Annotated in this window: 13 protein-coding genes and 1 riboswitch; of the genes, 3 read left to right on the top strand and 10 right to left on the bottom strand. The window is 65.2% G+C overall.

The window, feature by feature from the left end; genetic code table 11:
- Nucleotides 1–172 precede the first annotated feature (172 nt).
- The 3 genes from metF to ahcY all read right to left on the bottom strand — a co-directional run bounded on the left by metF (nt 173) and on the right by ahcY (nt 2,962).
- Entirely contained in the window at nt 173–1,003 is an 831-nt protein-coding gene (gene metF, locus FFS21_RS30160; protein WP_137928335.1) for a methylenetetrahydrofolate reductase [NAD(P)H], read from the bottom strand.
- A 47-nt stretch (nt 1,004–1,050) separates the two neighbouring features.
- A complete protein-coding gene (locus FFS21_RS30155; RefSeq protein WP_137928334.1) occupies nt 1,051–1,398 on the bottom strand; it encodes a phage holin family protein in 348 nt (115 codons plus the stop codon).
- Nucleotides 1,399–1,543: 145 nt separating this feature from the next.
- Nucleotides 1,544–2,962 (bottom strand): adenosylhomocysteinase, encoded by a 1,419-nt coding sequence (gene ahcY, locus FFS21_RS30150; RefSeq protein ID WP_137928333.1) that lies wholly within the window; start codon nt 2,960–2,962, stop codon nt 1,544–1,546.
- Nucleotides 2,963–3,092: 130 nt separating this feature from the next.
- A riboswitch (S-adenosyl-L-homocysteine riboswitch) is annotated at nt 3,093–3,166 on the bottom strand.
- Between the two features lie 89 nt (nt 3,167–3,255).
- Between ahcY and thiD the strand changes: the two genes are divergently transcribed.
- On the top strand, nt 3,256–4,086 hold the full coding sequence (gene thiD / locus FFS21_RS30145; protein ID WP_137928332.1) for a bifunctional hydroxymethylpyrimidine kinase/phosphomethylpyrimidine kinase: 831 nt from the start codon (nt 3,256–3,258) through the stop codon (nt 4,084–4,086).
- 20 nt (nt 4,087–4,106) lie between these two features.
- Nucleotides 4,107–4,535 (top strand): PGDYG domain-containing protein, encoded by a 429-nt coding sequence (locus FFS21_RS30140; protein WP_137928331.1) that lies wholly within the window; start codon nt 4,107–4,109, stop codon nt 4,533–4,535.
- Here the strand turns inward: FFS21_RS30140 and FFS21_RS30135 are convergent.
- The 6 genes from FFS21_RS30135 to FFS21_RS30110 all read right to left on the bottom strand — a co-directional run bounded on the left by FFS21_RS30135 (nt 4,532) and on the right by FFS21_RS30110 (nt 12,734).
- Nucleotides 4,532–4,966 carry a PaaI family thioesterase gene (locus FFS21_RS30135; protein WP_137928330.1) on the bottom strand — a complete coding sequence of 145 codons (435 nt, stop codon included), beginning with the start codon at nt 4,964–4,966 and terminating at the stop codon, nt 4,532–4,534. The two genes, FFS21_RS30140 and FFS21_RS30135, sit on opposite strands and share 4 nt — an antisense overlap.
- A 135-nt stretch (nt 4,967–5,101) precedes the next feature.
- The gene (locus FFS21_RS30130; protein ID WP_137928329.1) at nt 5,102–7,474 is read right to left on the bottom strand and encodes an FUSC family protein; all 2,373 of its coding nucleotides are present in this window, start codon (nt 7,472–7,474) and stop codon (nt 5,102–5,104) included.
- A 60-nt stretch (nt 7,475–7,534) separates the two neighbouring features.
- Nucleotides 7,535–9,349 carry a M61 family metallopeptidase gene (locus FFS21_RS30125; protein ID WP_137928337.1) on the bottom strand — a complete coding sequence of 605 codons (1,815 nt, stop codon included), beginning with the start codon at nt 9,347–9,349 and terminating at the stop codon, nt 7,535–7,537.
- A 99-nt stretch (nt 9,350–9,448) separates the two neighbouring features.
- Nucleotides 9,449–10,450: an acrylyl-CoA reductase (NADPH) gene (gene acuI / locus FFS21_RS30120; protein ID WP_137928328.1), complete on the bottom strand. Its 1,002-nt coding sequence runs from the start codon at nt 10,448–10,450 to the stop codon at nt 9,449–9,451.
- Nucleotides 10,451–10,571: 121 nt separating this feature from the next.
- Nucleotides 10,572–11,330 carry a DsbC family protein gene (locus tag FFS21_RS30115; protein ID WP_137928327.1) on the bottom strand — a complete coding sequence of 253 codons (759 nt, stop codon included), beginning with the start codon at nt 11,328–11,330 and terminating at the stop codon, nt 10,572–10,574.
- 96 nt (nt 11,331–11,426) lie between these two features.
- On the bottom strand, nt 11,427–12,734 hold the full coding sequence (locus FFS21_RS30110) for a UbiH/UbiF family hydroxylase (protein WP_502705212.1): 1,308 nt from the start codon (nt 12,732–12,734) through the stop codon (nt 11,427–11,429).
- A 151-nt stretch (nt 12,735–12,885) separates the two neighbouring features.
- Here FFS21_RS30110 and ychF point away from each other — a divergent pair, with 151 nt between their 5' ends.
- Nucleotides 12,886–13,977 (top strand): redox-regulated ATPase YchF, encoded by a 1,092-nt coding sequence (ychF, locus tag FFS21_RS30105; protein ID WP_137928326.1) that lies wholly within the window; start codon nt 12,886–12,888, stop codon nt 13,975–13,977.
- Nucleotides 13,978–14,046: 69 nt separating this feature from the next.
- Here the strand turns inward: ychF and FFS21_RS30100 are convergent, their stop codons facing one another.
- Entirely contained in the window at nt 14,047–14,760 is a 714-nt protein-coding gene (locus FFS21_RS30100) for a hypothetical protein (RefSeq protein ID WP_137928325.1), read from the bottom strand.
- Nucleotides 14,761–14,899 lie beyond the last annotated feature (139 nt).

Raw genomic sequence — 14,899 nt, 5'->3', positions numbered from 1 at the left:
GGTGGGTTTTGAAGTTGGTTTTCTCCCCTCTCCCGCACGGCGGGAGAGGGGCGGGGGAGAGGGTAAGCCTCACAAGATGCGATGGCCGCAGGTTGAACCGCTAAGCCCTCTCCCCCAACCCCTCTCCCGCGAAGCGGGAGAGGGGAGAAAACATACAGCGTGAGACAAGCCTTTACAGCTTCAACCGCTGCCAGATCGCCTTCGTCGCTGCCGCCGTATTCAGCGTGTAGAAGTGCAGCCCCGGCACGCCTGCCGCGAGCAACCGTTCGCACAGCGCGGTCACCACGTCCAGGCCGAAGGCGCGGATGGCTTCCTTATCGTCGCCGAAGGATTCCAGCTTCTTTGCCACCCAGCGCGGCACTTCGGCGCCGCACATTTCCGAGAAGCGCATCAGTTGCGAGTAGTTCGTGATCGGCATGATGCCGGGCACGATGGGCACGTCCACGCCGTTGGCGCGGGCTTCGTCGACGAAGCGGAAGTACGCGTCGGCGTTGAAGAAATACTGGGTGATGGCCGAGTCGGCGCCGGCCTTCACCTTGCGCACGAAGTTATCGAGATCGTGACGCGGCGAACGGGCCTGCGGATGGTACTCGGGATAAGCCGCAACTTCGATATGGAACCAGTCGCCGGTCTCCGCGCGGATGAACTCCACCAACTCGTTGGCGTAGCGGAACTCGCCGATCTCGCCCATGCCCGACGGCATGTCGCCGCGCAGGGCCACGATGTGGCGGATGCCGCCATCGCGATAGGCTTGCAGGATGGCGCGGATGTTCTCGCGCGTGGAGCCCACGCACGACAGGTGCGGCGCGGCTTCGATGCCTTCGCGCTGGATCTCCAGCACGGCGTCCAGCGTGCCCTGTTGCGTGGTGCCGCCGGCGCCGAACGTCACGGAGATGTATTTGGGCTGCAGCGGTGCCAGTTGCGCGCGCGTGTTGCGGAGCTTTTCCGCGCCCTCCGCCGTCTTGGGCGGGAAGAATTCGAAGCTGAAGTAGCGGTCGGTCATGGTAGGCACGCCGCGGGGGCGCGGCGCCCGTAGGAAATCGCTCGCGTTCAATCGCGCTCGCCGAGCAGCACGCTCGCGAGGATCGTCGAAATCACGCTATAGAGAATGGAGCCGAGCAGCGCCGAGCCAAAGCCGTTGACGACAAACCCCTGCAACAGGTTGCCGACAAACAGGAATAGCAGCGCGTTGATGACGAAGATGAAGAGTCCCAGCGTCAGCAGCGTGACCGGAAGTGTCAGGATGACCAGGATCGGACGGATCAGCGTATTGACCAGACCCAGCACCAGCGCGGCAACCATCGCGGAGCCGAAGCCCCCGAGCTCGATGCCGCTGAGCAGATAGCTCACCAGAAACAGCGAAGCGGCGTTGATGATCCAGACAGCCAACAGTCTCATTGCGACTCCTTCTTTTTCGATTCGGATGGAATGGGCACAGTTTGCAGGCCGTATCGCGCAGTAGGCGCTGGCCCTCACCCCCGACCCCTCTCCCGCATGCGGGAGAGGGGAGCCTGGTTACAGGCGCGGGAGTGGAGGACGACGATCAATAACGGTAGTGATCGGCCTTGTACGGACCCTGCTTCGACACGCCGATGTAGGCGGCCTGCTGCTCGGTCAGTTCGGACAGTTGCGCGTTCAGCTTCTTCAACTGCAGGCGTGCCACCTTCTCGTCCAGGTGCTTCGGCAGCACGTACACGCCAACCGGGTACTTGCCGCTGTCGCGCTCGGCCCACAGTTCGATCTGGGCGATCGTCTGGTTGGCGAACGAGCTGCTCATCACGTACGACGGGTGGCCCGTGCCGCAGCCCAGGTTCACCAGACGGCCCTTGGCCAGGATGATCAGCTTCTTGCCGTCCGGGAAGATCACGTGGTCAACCTGCGGCTTGATCTCGTCCCACTCGTACTTCTCGATCGAGGCGATGTCGATCTCGTTGTCGAAGTGGCCGATGTTGCAGACGATGGCCTGGTCCTTCATCTTGGCCATGTGCTCGTGCGTGATCACGTGGTAGTTGCCCGTGCAGGTCACGAAGATGTCGCCGTGTTCGGCGGCGTAGTCCATCGTCACCACGCGGTAGCCTTCCATGGCAGCCTGCAGTGCGCAGATCGGGTCGATTTCCGTGACCCAGACCTGTGCCGACAGTGCGCGCAGTGCCTGGGCGCTGCCCTTGCCCACGTCACCGTAGCCGGCCACCACGGCGACCTTGCCTGCGATCATCACGTCGGTGGCGCGCTTGATGCCGTCCACCAGCGATTCGCGGCAGCCATACAGGTTGTCGAACTTGCTCTTGGTCACCGAGTCGTTCACGTTGATGGCCGGGAAGCGCAGTTCGCCGCGCTGTGCCATCTGGTACAGGCGGTGCACGCCCGTGGTGGTTTCTTCGGTCACGCCACGGATGGCGTCCAGGTTGCGGCTGTACCAGGTGGAATCCTTGGCCAGCTTTTCCTTGATCGCGGCAAACAGGAAGGTTTCTTCTTCGCTGGTCGGGTTGCCGATGACCGATGCATCCTTCTCGGCGCGGGCGCCCAGGTGCAGCAGCAGCGTGGCATCGCCGCCATCGTCCAGGATCATGTTCGGCGTGCCGCCATCGGCCCAGTCGAAGATGCGGTGCGTGAAGTCCCAGTATTCCTTCAGCGTTTCACCCTTGAACGCGAACACCGGCGTGCCCGATTCGGCGATGGCCGCGGCAGCGTGGTCCTGCGTCGAGTAGATGTTGCACGATGCCCAGCGCACGTCGGCGCCCAGTGCCTTCAGCGTCTCGATCAGCACGGCGGTCTGGATCGTCATGTGCAGCGAACCGGCAACGCGGGCGCCCTTGAGCGGCTGCGCGGCGGCGAATTCGTCACGAATGGCCATCAGACCCGGCATTTCGGTTTCGGCGATGGCGATTTCCTTGCGGCCCCAGCCGGCCAGGCCGATGTCGGCCACGAGGTAGTCTTGCTTGAGTTCGGTTACAGCGTTCATGAATCACTCCGGTCGTTGTGGTGGTGAGGCGGGGGACGGGAGTAGTAATGGCCGCGCCGCGCACGAAGGCACGTGGTAGATCACGTGCGTGGCGGGCAGGCAGGTCGACTCGCGCCCCGTGCAGACCACGGGACAGCGAGCGCCGTTGAGACATTCCGAGCCTGGCGGATGGCGAGGCCATCCGTTGCAACGCTCCTCGGAGTGGCGGTATTGTAGCGTGCCTGTCCGCGCCCTGCGGCGCGAATTGCCACAATTTTTCCTGCCAATTCCATCCGACCGATCCTGCCTCGCACATGCATTCCACGCCACCCCGCACCCTGACCATTGCCGGTTCCGACTCCGGCGGCGGCGCCGGCATCCAGGCTGACCTCAAGACTTTTGCCGCGTTCGGCTGCTTCGGCATGAGCGCGATCACGGCCATCACGGCGCAGAACACGCTCGGCGTCACCGGGGTCCACGCGATTCCCGCCGACATGGTCGGCGCGCAGATCGATGCCGTGGCCAGCGATATCGGCGTGGACGCCGCCAAGACCGGCATGCTCGGCACCGCCGCCATCGTCGAGGCCGTGGCCGCCGCCGTGGATCGCCACGGCATTCGCCGCCTGGTGGTCGATCCGGTCATGATCTCCACCTCCGGCGCCACGCTGTCCGACGACGCCACGAGCCAGGCCATGGTGAAGCTGCTGTTTCCGCGCGCGATCCTGGTCACGCCGAACCTGCCGGAAGCGTCCTACCTGCTGGGCCGGCGCATCGCGCGACGCGCCGAGATGGAAACCGCTGCCGCCGATCTGCTGGCAATGGGTTGTCAGGCGGTGCTGCTCAAGGGTGGCCACCTGGAAGACGACGGCCCCAACGCCGCCGGCCTCGACGACCTGTTGATGCTGGCCGATGGCACGGTGCGCGTGTACACGCATCCGCGCATCGATACCCCGAACCTGCACGGCACCGGCTGCACGCTAGCCGCGGCCATCGCCGCGCAACTGGCGCGCGACGAGGCACTGCCCGATGCGGTGAGCACGGCGCTCGACTTCGTTGCGCAAGCCATCGCGGCCGGCTCACGCCTGCGCCTGGGTAGCGGCAACGGGCCGCTCAATCACGGCTTCGCGCCGCGCGTACTGGGTTGATGGGGTTGATGGCGATGGCAATGGAAACGCTGAAAGACATCGATCTGCGCAACGACCCCGCCGCGCGCTGGTTCGTGAAAGATGAAACGGTGCAGGTGATTTTTGCGGAGGTACCCGGCGAACTGGTCAGCCGCGAAGGGCCGAACCGCTACCAGGCCGGCGATGCCATCGTGACCGGCGCCACGGGCGACCGCTGGGTGGTGTCGCGCGAGCGCTTCGATGCGCGCTATGTCCCGGAGGGTTCAACGGGCGCCTACCGCAACCGGCCTGTGCCGGTGCTGGTGAAGGAGATGCCGCAGGCGTTCGCGATCGAACGATCGGCGGGGGGCGATGTGCTGACCGGCAAGCCGGGCGACTGGCTGATGCAGTACGCGCCCGGCGACTACGGCATTACCGAGCGCGCCAGGTTCCTGGCGGTCTACCGGCCTGCGGAGAAACCTGCGGCCTAGTTGCCGCCAGCCAGTTGCACGAGCTTGAACGATGCGCGGGCCACGCAGCACACGGTGCCCGATGCGTCGCGGGCCTCGCCTTCGCAGAAGGCGATCTTGTTGCCCCGGCGGATGCAGCGCGATTCGAACGTCAGTTCACCACGTGCGGCGGCCAGAAAGTGCGTCGACATGTCGATGGTGATCACGCCCACGTCCAGCGGCGCGTGCGAGCGCGCCGCTCCACTCAGCGTGAAGTCCAGCACCGCCATCAGCGTGCCGCCGTGGACATCGCCCCGGCTATTCACCACATTGCCGTTGGCCGGCAACCGCGTGCGGCACAACCCCTCTTCCATGTATTCCGGCTGCAGCCCAAGCAGGCGCATCAGCGGGATATCGATACCGAAATAGGGCTTTTCCGGCGTGCCGGGCGCGGCGGGCTTGATCTCGTTCACTGCTGTTTCCTCTCTGCTGGGGTTCCGTATGGCGGAACCTCATTCCTATGGTGACTGGGGGAAGAGGATATGCGGATTTGGCGGGAGCCGGAAGGCACCGTGGCCGGTTAGCGCACCAGACCTGCCGGACCTTCCTTATTTCCTGAGCGGCGTGCGGATCGCATGGCCAATGGCCCCGGTACGCAGCGCGATCTTTGCCGTGTCCTCGCGCAGCGCGCGCAGGCGGCGCTCCAGCAGCGCATTGGCCGTGCGACCGGAGGAACTGGCTGTCGATGCCTCGCCATGGTCGTGCGATTTCTGCAGCGGCTCATCGGCGCCGATCTCGCCCGACGCCACGGCCTGCGCCAGCACTTCGGCACGCCGGCGGTCTGCCGAGTCCGCGATGCGCGCACGTCGCTCGCTGGCATCGTCGTCAGCGGCATCGCTGGCCGTCGACGGCGCCGGCTCATGCACCAGTTCCACGCCCGCCACCGCGGCTTCCGCCGGACTGCGGACAAAACCAACGCCCTGCGTGTCGTGCCGCACCTCGCCCGCCAGCCGCTCGCTCGCCAGCGTCAGCGAGCGCAGCGCGGCATCGGTGGCCTGCACGATGGCCGTTTCGGCGGCTGGTATGTCGAGCTCGCCGTAGTACTGCCGTACCTGGATACGCGCGGCGGCCACGTGCGCGGCCACCAGGTAGTTCTGCACGATGAAGCGGCTCAGGTTGTCCACGGCCCGCTGCCGGGTGCGCGGTTCGTCCAGCATGCGCTGCAGCGAGCCGATCAGCGCCGACAGGTTGTCCATGAACTGCTTGCGCTGCACACGGTACGCAAAATCGTCCGAGACCTTGCGGGTCAACAGGTCGCGCGTGGCGGCAATGTAGCGGCGGTTGGCCTGCAGCACGTTCTCCACCAGCTTGGGAATCGCCCGATACTCCCAGCTCGGCAGCACGAAGCTGAAGAGCGAGGCAATCACGCCGCCAATGACCGTGTCCACCAGCCGCTCGCCCACCACCGTCTGGCTGCCCGGCAGCAACAGGTTTATCTGGATCAGCACCTGCACGCACGCGGCAATGGCGGTGTACCGGTACTTGATCGTCACGAACGTGGCGCTGGCCACCAGCGCCAGATACAGGATGGCGAGCAGCACCAGCGGTTCGTGAATCCAGCGCAGGATGCCCACGCTGATGATGCAGCCGATCAGCGTGCCGATCAGCCGGTCGTTGTACCGCTGCTTCGTCATGCTGAAGTTGGGCTTCAGGATCACGACGATCGTCAGCAGGATCCAGTAGCTGTGCGAGGCATAGGGCAGTTGGTCACCGATCCAGAGCCCCACCGCCACCGCCATGGTGATGCGCAGCGCGAACCGGAACGCCGGGGCGCGCCAGTGCAGGCTGTCGCGCAGGGCGCCGAACTCGTATTTCTGGCGTGTCAGGAACGGCGTCATGTCCGAGCCGGGCAGCACCTTGAGCGGCTCCACGGGCGTACGCGACGCCTCGTGCAACTGGCCCACCAGCGCGATGGCACCACGCATCATTTCCAGCGTGTCGCGCAGGGCACCCATCGCCACCGGCGATACGTGGTGATGCCGCAGTTGCTCGATCTCGGACTCCACCGCGCGCAGGTCGGGGCCGTAGTCGTAGGCGCTGTACGAAGGCCGCCCGCGCGTCACGTCGTAGGCGATTTCCTCAAGGTCCTTGCAGAGTCCCAGCACCAGCCGGCGCAGCCCATCCAGCACGGGCGTGCCGCCGAACGTCTGACGCAGCAGCGCATAGTCGGTATTGGTCGACAGCAGGTACTCATAGACGTCGAGCATCCGCATATGCACCTGCACCAGGAGGCCGTCGTGCTGCGTCCGGTTGCCACGCAGCACCATGTCGCGCGCCGCCTGCTGCCGCTCCGCCACCACGATCTGCTGGCGCACCAGCCGGTTGAACTGCTCCTCGTAGTCGGTGCCGGCGTCGTAGAACGCCGCCTTGATTTCGAGATAGGCCGCCATCTCGTAAAGCGATTCGGCCAGGATCTGCTGGCGCGTGCGGCGCTCGGTGACCCAACTGACCACCATCGCGTAGAGCAGGTATCCAAAGGCGCCCGCGCCGAACTGCAGCGCGTGGGTCAGGGCCTTTTCCACCACGAAGTCCTCGTTGATCGTCAGTGTCATGACGAACAGCATCGAGAACTGCAGCGGCATGGTCTTGTTGCCATAGACCGTCATCATGCCGGCCAGGAACGTGACCAGCACAAGCACGAACGGCAGCACGCGCGGAAACGGCGAGACCAGCGCCACCAGCGCGGTCACCGCCGTGCATAGCAGCACGCTCGCCAGCATCTCGTTGAACTTGTGGTTCAGCGGGCTCGGCAGGTCCATCAGGCTTGTGCATAGCGCGCCGATCGACACCACCATGGCGCTGGGCAGGTCCATGAACTGCATGGCGATCAGCGTCGTGCCGATCACGCCCGTGGCGGAGCGCAGTCCACGATAGATATAGTGCGAGAAGAGGAACGTGCGGGGATCGTGCGCGTATTCCATGGGACCGTATGGTGAAACGGGCGCCGTCACCGCACGGGCGACGGCGCCTCGGCTGGCAGGTTACTGGCCGAGCCAGCGTGCGCGTCCGGCATGCTTGTCCGCCTCGACGGACACCTTGTACTGCGTGGCCGGCTCACGCGCCAGCGTCACGGGCAGCACGTGCAGTTCGTCGCGCCGGAACACGTGCAGCGCCACCTCGTCCCCCGGTCGATAACGCGCCAACATCTTGTCGAGTTGCCCCGGTGCCACGCGCAGGCCATCCACAGCGGCAAGCAGGTCGCCCGCCGAGAGTCCGCCCTGCTGCCCTGCCCCACCGTCGAGCACCTGGGTCACGCGCACCCAGCCCTCGTCGGTACGGCTCTTGATACCGAGCACCGCCGTGGCCGATGGCTTCTGCGTCTCCGCCCGGATGCCGAACGCACGGAACAGCGGCACCAGCCCGATCTCGCCCGTGCCCTCGGTCAGCGCACGCAGCAGGTTGCCGAGTTTCAGGCCCGAGATCTCGTCGAACAGCGCATACACTTCCGCCTCGGTCACGCCACGCTGGCGGGCACCCGGCGCATAGAAGTCGCGGCCGTAGCGTTGCCAGAGCGCGCGCATGACATCGTCGAGTGATTTCCTGCCCTTGGTCTTCTCGCGGATCGTCAGGTCCAGCGCCAGGGCTACCAGCGAACCCTTGGTGTAGTAGCTGACGATGGCGTTCGGCGCGTTCTCGTCCTGGCGATAGTATTTGGTCCACGCATCGAACGCGCTCTCGGCCACGCTCTGCTTGGTGCGGCCACTACCACGCAGCACGCCGTTCCAGGTCTTGGCCAGGATGTCCACATACTGCTTCTCGGTGACCAGTCCCGTGCGCGCCAGGATCAGGTCATCGTAATAACTCGTGAAACCTTCGAACAGCCACAGCAGCGGCGAATACGTTTCCTGCGCGAGTTGATACGGCACGTAGGCAGCCGGCTTGATCCGCTTGACGTTCCACGTATGGAAATACTCGTGGCTGCAGAGACCCAGGAACGTGCGATAGCCTTCGCTCTGTTCACTGTTGCCGCGCACTGGCAGATCGTTGCGCGCGCACATCAGCGCCGTGCTGGCGCGATGTTCCAGACCGCCGTAGCCATCGGTGGTGACCATCGTCATGAACACGTAGCGGCGATTGCTGTCGAGCATCGGCGCGCGGGCGGTGCGTGGCTCGAACAGCTTGATCTGCGCCTCGCAAATTTGCTTCAGGTCGCGGCAGACGCGCTGGATGTCGAGCTGCGGCACGCGGCCCGTGAACACCACGTCATGCTGCACGCCGCAGGCGCGGAAGCTGGCCAGCGCGAACGTGCCCATCTCCACGGGATGGTCGATCAGTTCGTCGTAGTCCGCGGCCAGGTAACGGCCAAAGCCGTAGCGGCGCGCGCCGCCCGCACCCTTTGCCTCGGGCAGCGACGTGGCCACGCGCCAGTCGGCATACGCATCCCCTGCCGGTGCGTGGATATCCACCGTGCATGGCCGCTCGTCCTGGCCCACGACGCGCAGGAACACGGAACTGCCGTTGAAGAAGCCGTGGGTGGTGTCCAGATGCGCGGCACGCACGGACAGATCCCACGCATAGACTTCGTAGCTCAGCGTCAGCGGACCGGCGTTGGCAGCCAGCGGTTCGGCCTGCCAGGTCTGCTTGTCGAGCTTGGTCAGCGATACGGGCTCGCCGCCTGCATCGGCGCGGATGCGGACGATATTGCGGGCGAAGTCTCGGATCATGTAGCTGCCCGGAATCCACGCGGGTAGCGTGAACACCTGGCCAGCGGAGTCGGGGGCATCCACCGTCACGGTGACGGCAAACATGTGGGCTTCGGGTTGAAGCGGGGCGATGGCGTAGCGGATCGGCGTCATGGTCACGAATTGTAGCGTCACGTTCCGATGGGCGGCGAGAACGCCGATCCACGCAGGTACTGTCCCGGTCAGCGTCGCCGGGACATCGGGGCAACTTCCCTACGCGTTGACGTCGACCACCACGCGCCCGCGCATGCCCCCTTCCACGATCTTGCGTCCGACCTCGATGGCCTCGGCCAGCTTGATCTCGCGCGTGATGGCCTGTAGCCGGTCCGGTGCCAGATCCTGCGCCAGCCGCTTCCATGCCGTCTCGCGCAGCGGCATCGCCGCCATCACGCTGTCGATGCCCGCCAGTGTCACGCCGCGCAGGATGAACGGCGCCACCGACGCCGGGAAATCCATGCCCTGTGCCAGCCCGCACGCCGTGACCACGCCACCGTAGCGCACCTGCGCGCAGGCGTTGACCAGGGTGTGCGAGCCCACCGAATCCACCACGGCTGCCCATCGCTCCTTCTGCAACGGCTTGTTCGGCACGCCCAGTTCGGCGCGGTCGATCACATCGGCAGCGCCCAGTGCACGCAGGAAGTCTGCTTCCCTGGTCTTGCCCGTCGATGCAATCACGCGATAGCCAAGCTTGGACAAGATGGAGATGGCCACAGAACCGACACCACCCGAAGCGCCCGTCACCAGCACCTCGCCATCGCCCGGACGCACCGGCCCGTTCACCCCGCCGCGCTCCAGCGCCAGCACAGACAGCATCGCCGTGTAGCCCGCCGTGCCAATCGCCATCGCCTGCTTCGTGGTGAATGCATCGGGCAGCTTCACCAGCCAGTCGCCCTTGAGCTTCGCGCGCTGCGCCAGGCAACCCCAGTGCGTCTCGCCCACGCCGTAGCCGTTGAGCACCACGCGGTCGCCGGTCTTCCAACGCGGATCGTCCGACGCCAGCACCGTGCCCGCGCCATCGATGCCCGCCACCATCGGCCACTTGCGCACCACCGGCGAGCGGCCAGTGATCGCCAGCCCGTCCTTGAAGTTGATCGTCGAGTAGTCGACGGCCACCAGCACATTGCCATCCTCGGGCAACCGGGTCTCGTCGATCTGTGCCACTTCCGCCTGCGTCTTGCCATCGGCCTGGGTCAGCAGCAAAGCCTGGAACGTCATGGTGATGTCTCCCGTCTGGATGTTGTGTGGGTGTGAAGGTTCGTGATGGATGGGGGCCAGAAATGCAAAGCGGCCGGACTAGGCCGGCCGCTCCTGACAGCCGGGGGTGCATCCGGCGTCGTTATTTTTTCAGGCTTGCGAGCTTGCGTTCGAGCGTGGCCGCATCGGCCGCCCCCGGAATGCGCGTACCGTCCGTGAAGAACACGGCCGGCGTGCCATTGATGTTCAGACTCTGGCCAAGCGCCAGATTCTGATCCACCGGCGTATTGCAGCTACCGTTTCCGGTCAGCGCCGTGTGGTTCAGCATCCAGTCGCGCCATGCCTTGGTGCGGTCCGTCGAGCACCAGACCTGCTTGGCCTTGACCGTCGAGTCTGGCGACAGCACCGGATAGAGGAAGGTGTAGATCGTGACATTGTCCATTTGCTGGAAGGTCTGCTCGATCTTCTTGCAATAGCCACAGTTGGGGTCCGAGAACACCGCCATGGTACGGCTGCCATCGCCCTTGGTCCATTTGATGGCGCGCGACAAGGGCAGGTCCGCCCACTTGATCTTGTTGATCTCGGCCAGGCGCTCTTCGGTCAGGTTCGTATTGGTCTTGGTATCGATCAGTTCGCCGTTGAGGATGTAGCGGCCGGTGGCATCGGCATAGACGATCTGGCCGCCGACATTGACTTCGTACAGGCCCGGCATCGGCGCCTTGGTCACGCTCTTGACCTCGGCGCGGCCGCCCAGCATCTTCTGGATCGACGCCTTGATCTTGTCCGTACCCGGCTCATCCGCGGCCAGCGCGTGCAGTGCGTAACCGGCCACGGCCACGCCGCCTGCAAGGGCGGTGAAGGTGGCAACGCGGGCGGAACGGCGGCGGAACATTTGCAACATATTGACTCCAGGTTCGGAAGGCCGGTCAGTGCGCCGGCTTGGATCTTGAATGTGTTCGGTGAATCGTCGGTGCGGCGGCAGGTACGGATTGTCCGCCTAGCCCAGTGCCCGGCCAATCAGAAAACGCTTGAGCAGTCCCTGACCGCCGACGGCGCGCATCCCCAGGTTGCGAACCACGCGGGCCGGTGTGCCGGGCAGCGAGAACAGGCGATGCAGGCCGTCCGTGGCGGCGGTCAGCGAGAGCAGGTCCGTGGCGCGGGCCCGTTCGTAGCGGCGCAGCAGGCGCAGGTCACCCTCGGGACGGAACGATTCTTTGTCGGCCATCACGCGGCCAAGTTCCACAACATCGCGCAGACCGAGGTTCATGCCCTGCCCGGCCAGCGGATGCACCACATGTGCCGCATCGCCCACCAGCGCCACATGCGGCATCACGAACTGCTCGGCGCGTTGCAACACCAGCGGGAAACCCTGCGCCGGCGTGATGCAACGCAAGGCACCGAAGCGGGCGCCAACGGCGCCACTGGCCACCTGCATCACCGTGGCGGCCAGCGCCTCCGGCGACAGCGCCAGCAGGTCGCGGGCATGCGCCTCGTCGGCGGACCAGACCATCGACACCCGGTTGCCCGGCAGCGGCAGGATGGCGAGGATCTCGCCATTGGCGGGCTCCTCGTCGGCCATCAGTTTTTCCGGTGCGCCGAGAAACCACTGCCATGCGGTTTCCTGATGCGGCAGTTCGCAAGTGAAGTTGGCGACCACGCCAAGTTGGCGATACCGGCGCTGGGTGGTGCCGATGTGGCACTGCTGCCGCACCCAGGACCGTGCGCCATCGGCACCGACCACGCAGTTGGCCCGCACGCGCGCGCCGCTGGTCAGCGTCAGCGTGACGCCGTCGATATCGCGGGCCAGCTCTTCGGCCGTCTCATCGAACCATGTCACCTGATGCTGGAAGCGCAGCGCGGTATCGAGCAGACGCTCGACGTGGCTGGACTCGATGATCCACGCCAGTTGTGGCACCGCCGCCGCGTAGGCCGAGAAATGGAGATCGCCGTGCGGCGATGGGCCGGACTCCCCGGCGCTTTCATCGCCAAAGATGCGCATGTCGCGCACGGGCTGCACCCGGGCGGGGTCCAGCGCCTCCCAGACCCGCAGCCGCTCCAGCAGCGCCTGGGAGCTGGCCGAGAACGCATAAATGCGGCTATCCCAGTCGTCCTCGCCGGTAAGCGCCGTGCTGGCGACGGGCCGGGGCGCCACCAGCGCCACCTGCATGCCCTGCTGCGCCAGCAGCAACGCGCAAGCCTTGCCGACAATGCCACCGCCGACGACGGCAATCTGGAAGCGGGAGGAAGAATTCGACGACATATAGATAGCGGCGGCGCCAGGCGCCGGCGCTGGAGGTCCGGACATGGCTGGATTATAGCGACGTGATGAAGGCGCCATTACGGCGTGGCGTCAACGGATCACCGCGCCGCCAGCCCGGGCGGCCGTGCCAGAATCCCCCTCGGCCATGGACGCCCATCCGCTAGAATACGGGATTCGCCATTTTCCGCCTGACACCATGAGCCTCAAATGCGGCATCGTCGGCCTGCCCAACGTCGGCAAGTCCACGCTGTTTAATGCCCTGACGAAAGCCGGCATCGCCGCCGAAAACTATCCGTTCTGCACGATCGAGCCCAATGTGGGTGTGGTCGAAGTGCCGGATGCGCGGCTTGCCAAGCTGGCCGAGATCGTCAAACCCGAGCGCATCCTGCCGGCGACGGTCGAGTTCGTGGATATCGCGGGCCTGGTGGCCGGCGCCTCGAAGGGCGAAGGGCTGGGCAACCAGTTCCTGGCCAATATCCGTGAAACGGACGCCATCACGCACGTGGTGCGCTGCTTCGAAGACGAAAACGTGATCCACGTGGCGGGCAAGGTCGATCCGCTGTCCGATATCGAGGTCATCAACACTGAACTGGCACTGGCCGACCTGGCCACCGTCGAGAAGGCACACGCCCGCTACATCAAGCCGGCCCGCGCCGGTGACAAGGAAGCGTTGCGCCTGGTAGCGGTGCTGGAGAAGGCCCAGGCCGTGCTGGATCAGGCCAAGGCCGTGCGCACGCTGGACCTGGCGCCCGAAGAGTGGGAAGCCATCCGCCCGTTCTGCCTGATCACCGCCAAGCCGACGATGTATGTGGCCAACGTGCGTGAAGACGGCTTCGAGAACAATCCGCACCTCGACGCCGTGCGCGAGTACGCCAAGCAGACCGGCTCGCCGGTGGTGGCCGTCTGTGCCGCCATCGAAGCCGAAATCGCCGACCTGGAAGACGCTGACAAGGCCGAGTTCCTGGCCGACCTCGGCATGGAAGAGCCGGGCCTGGACCGCGTGATCCGCGCCGGCTTCAAGCTGTTGGGCCTGCAGACCTACTTCACGGCTGGCGTGAAGGAAGTGCGCGCCTGGACGATCCACATCGGCGACACCGCGCCGAAGGCAGCCGGCGTGATCCACACCGACTTCGAACGCGGCTTCATCCGCGCGCAGACCATCGCCTACGACGACTACATCCAGTACAAGGGCGAATCGGGCGCCAAGGAAGCCGGCAAGATGCGCGCCGAAGGCAAGGAATACGTGGTGCACGACGGCGACGTGATGAACTTCCTGTTCAACGTCTGAGTCGATACCCATCACGTATCATCGAGAAGCCCGGATTTTTCCGGGCTTTTCTTTTTGGAGGACGGGCAATCAGAACGGACGGATGGGAATGTAGGCGCAGCGGAACAGTCGCGCCTGCAAGCGAGGATATCGATTTTTCCTCGCACCCCGCGCAGCTTTTGCGCAGAGCCGCCGGTTACAGAACGGCGGCTTGAAGTCATCGGGGATCGCGGTGACGCCATCGAACAGCGACGGCTGCCATTCGATCACCTGTGCGGCAAGCCGCAGCCTCCGGCGCAATGTGCTGGCCCCGACCGCGAGATGATGCGCAATGGCCCTGCGGTCGTTGCCCATATTGGCGAAAACACGAAAATAGGCAACGGCTTCCGCGAATCGTCCGATAAGCTGCAGTTCCTTCGCGGACCTTTCCTCTCGTGCCGAGAGGCCAACCGAGGGATCATATTCGTCGGGTGCGCTCAGTGACGCCGCGATGGCGTTGTCTCTCGTCCCGCCGTCGTCATCCTCATGTCGCACGTCCAGACGCACGGCGAAACGCAGGCGTTGGTCCGCAAACTTTACGAACCGGTTGTAGAGACGCCCAAGGATCAACTGATGAATTGCGCTGTCCGCCATGTCGGGCGGCGGGACCCGGCCGCGACTCAACGCCTCGGCAACCAGCCACGCCTCCGCCTGAAGGTCTTCGATAGTCGTCTCGCCACATGAACGTGCCGCGATGCGACGAAGGTCCGAATGAATGGCGGGAAGCAGCTTGGCGAAGAAGGCGCCAGTGTCACGCAGGGGCATGAAGGGGAACGGGTGGCAGAAGGAGCGGGCACTGTATGTCAGGTTTGGTAAAGCGTGCTTTACTGCACACGATGACATTGCTCTGCATCAAACCTTCCGAATTACTGCGGGAAGTTCCCCCTCACATCCCCTCCAACCC

Source organism: Cupriavidus sp. 2SB, from assembly GCF_005503625.1.
Classification (GTDB): Bacteria; Pseudomonadota; Gammaproteobacteria; order Burkholderiales; family Burkholderiaceae; genus Cupriavidus.
Note: the sequence above shows the minus strand (reverse complement) of the source record. Positions and strands in the feature narration are given on the sequence as shown.

Excerpts from the sequence above, each read along its gene's own strand:
- FFS21_RS30125 (WP_137928337.1), bottom strand. The coding sequence starts at position 9,349 with ATGACGCCGATCCGCTACGCCATCGCCCCGCTTCAACCCGAAGCCCAC.
- ychF (WP_137928326.1), top strand. The coding sequence starts at position 12,886 with ATGAGCCTCAAATGCGGCATCGTCGGCCTGCCCAACGTCGGCAAGTCC.
- FFS21_RS30115 (WP_137928327.1), bottom strand. The coding sequence starts at position 11,330 with ATGTTGCAAATGTTCCGCCGCCGTTCCGCCCGCGTTGCCACCTTCACC.
- FFS21_RS30155 (WP_137928334.1), bottom strand. The coding sequence starts at position 1,398 with ATGAGACTGTTGGCTGTCTGGATCATCAACGCCGCTTCGCTGTTTCTG.
- metF (WP_137928335.1), bottom strand. The coding sequence starts at position 1,003 with ATGACCGACCGCTACTTCAGCTTCGAATTCTTCCCGCCCAAGACGGCG.
- acuI (WP_137928328.1), bottom strand. The coding sequence starts at position 10,450 with ATGACGTTCCAGGCTTTGCTGCTGACCCAGGCCGATGGCAAGACGCAG.
- thiD (WP_137928332.1), top strand. The coding sequence starts at position 3,256 with ATGCATTCCACGCCACCCCGCACCCTGACCATTGCCGGTTCCGACTCC.
- FFS21_RS30130 (WP_137928329.1), bottom strand. The coding sequence starts at position 7,474 with ATGGAATACGCGCACGATCCCCGCACGTTCCTCTTCTCGCACTATATC.
- ahcY (WP_137928333.1), bottom strand. The coding sequence starts at position 2,962 with ATGAACGCTGTAACCGAACTCAAGCAAGACTACCTCGTGGCCGACATC.
- FFS21_RS30140 (WP_137928331.1), top strand. The coding sequence starts at position 4,107 with ATGGAAACGCTGAAAGACATCGATCTGCGCAACGACCCCGCCGCGCGC.
- FFS21_RS30100 (WP_137928325.1), bottom strand. The coding sequence starts at position 14,760 with ATGCCCCTGCGTGACACTGGCGCCTTCTTCGCCAAGCTGCTTCCCGCC.
- FFS21_RS30110 (WP_502705212.1), bottom strand. The coding sequence starts at position 12,734 with ATGTCCGGACCTCCAGCGCCGGCGCCTGGCGCCGCCGCTATCTATATG.